The following is a 2093-nucleotide window of genomic DNA, read 5'->3' as shown; positions in this document are numbered from 1 at the left end:
GAGCCGACCACGGCCACCTTCTTGCCGGTCCTGATGCGCGGCACGCGCGGCTGCACCCAGCCGTTCTCCCAGGCGCGGTCGATGATCGCGTGCTCGATCGACTTGATGCCCACCGGGTCGTCGTTGAAGTTCAGCGTGCAGGCGGCCTCGCAGGGCGCGGGGCAGATGCGGCCGGTGAACTCGGGGAAGTTGTTGGTGGAGTCCAGCACCGTGAAGGCGTCCTGCCAGTCCTGCCGGTACACCAGGTCGTTGAAGTCCGGGATGACGTTGTTGACGGGGCAGCCGGAGTTGCAGAACGGGATGCCGCAATCCATGCAGCGGGCGCCCTGCACCTTGGCCTGCGCGTCGGTCAGGCCGATGACGAATTCCTTGTGGTGCTTCACGCGCTCGGGCACGGGCTTGTAGCCCTCCTCGACGCGCTCGTACTCCATGAAGCCGGTGATTTTGCCCATGATCCGTTTCTTCCTTTACTTCGCCGGCACCGGCTGTTCGTGCGTGATGCCGACCTGGGCGTTGGTGCCCGCGCTCGCCACCTCCACCTCGCGCTCGTACATCTCCGCGAGGGCGCGCTTGTACTCGTTCGGGAACACCTTCACGAACTTCATCCGGGCCTCGCCCCAGTGGTCCAGGAGCTCGCGGGCGCGGCGGCTGCCGGTCCAGCGGTTGTGCTCCTCCAGCAGCTTCTTCAGCAGCGCCTCGTCGGTCTGGTCGCGGTGCAGCTTGGTCTTGCCCTGGGTGGCCTGCTGTTCGGCCGTCGAGCCCACGCGCTCCAGCGACACCATGGCGGTGTTGCAGCGGCTGGCGAACTTGCCGTCCTCGTCGTACACGTAGGCGATGCCGCCGGACATGCCGGCCGCGAAGTTGCGGCCCGTGCGGCCCAGCACGACCACCGTGCCACCGGTCATGTACTCGCAGCCGTGGTCGCCGGTGCCTTCCACCACCGCCGTCGCGCCCGACAGGCGCACCGCGAAGCGCTCGCCGGCCACGCCGCTGAAGAAGGCCTCGCCGGAAGTCGCGCCGTAGAGGGCCCTGTTGCCGATGATGATGTTCTTCGTCGCTTCGCCGCGGAAGTCGATGCTGGGACGCACGACGATGCGGCCGCCCGACAGGCCCTTGCCGGTGTAGTCGTTGGCGTCGCCGATCAGGTACAGCGTGATGCCGCGGGCCAGGAAGGCGCCGAAGGACTGGCCGCCCGTGCCTTCGAGCTGGATGCGCAGCGTGTCTTCCGGCAGGCCCTCGGGATGGTGGCGGGTCACCTCGCCCGAGAGCATGGCGCCGACTGAGCGGTTGACGTTGCGCGCCACCTCCATGAACTGCACCTTCTCGCCGCGCTCGATGGCGGGCTTCGAGCGCTCGATCAGGATCTTGTCCAGGCTCTTTTCCAGCTTGTGGTCCTGCTCCTCGCAGTGGTAGCGCGGCACGTCGGCGGGCACCTTCGGCTGGGCGAACAGGCGGCTGAAGTCGAGGCCGCGCGCCTTCCAGTGCGCCAGGCCCTTCTTCATGTCCAGCAGGTCGCTGCGGCCGATCAGCTCGTCGAACTTGCGGATGCCCAGCTGCGCCATGATCTGGCGCACTTCCTCGGCGACGAAGAAGAAGTAGTTGACGACGTGTTCGGGCTTGCCGGAGAACTTGCGGCGCAGCACCGGGTCCTGCGTGGCCACGCCCACCGGGCAGGTGTTCAGGTGGCACTTGCGCATCATCACGCAGCCCTCCACCACCAGCGGTGCGGTGGCGAAGCCGAATTCGTCGGCGCCCAGCAGCGCGCCGATCACGACGTCGCGGCCGGTCTTCATCTGGCCGTCGGCCTGCACGCGGATGCGGCCGCGCAGCCGGTTCAGCACCAGGGTCTGCTGGGTCTCGGCCAGGCCGATCTCCCAGGGCGAGCCGGCGTGCTTGATCGACGACCAGGGCGAGGCGCCCGTGCCGCCGTCATGGCCGGCGATCACCACGTGGTCGGCCTTGCACTTGGCGACGCCGGCGGCGATGGTGCCCACGCCCACTTCGGACACCAGCTTCACGCTGACCGAAGCGCGCGGGTTCGCGTTCTTCAGGTCGTGGATCAGCTGCGCCAGGTCTTCAATGGAGTAGATGTC

The 2093-nt window shown here is 67.9% G+C and carries 1 protein-coding gene and 1 pseudogene; both read right to left on the bottom strand.

Annotation, left to right across the window (positions count from 1 at the left end):
• Positions 1-452 (bottom strand): annotated as a pseudogene (gltD, locus tag VFM98_RS20385) (glutamate synthase); the annotation flags it as partial.
• Between the two features lie 15 nt (positions 453-467).
• The coding region (locus VFM98_RS20380) for a glutamate synthase-related protein (RefSeq protein ID WP_325111723.1) at positions 468-2093 on the bottom strand (1626 nt) is incomplete at its 5' end.

It is taken from the genome of Ramlibacter sp. (assembly GCF_035706265.1).
Classification (GTDB): Bacteria; Pseudomonadota; Gammaproteobacteria; order Burkholderiales; family Burkholderiaceae_C; genus Ramlibacter.
Note: the sequence above shows the minus strand (reverse complement) of the source record. Positions and strands in the feature narration are given on the sequence as shown.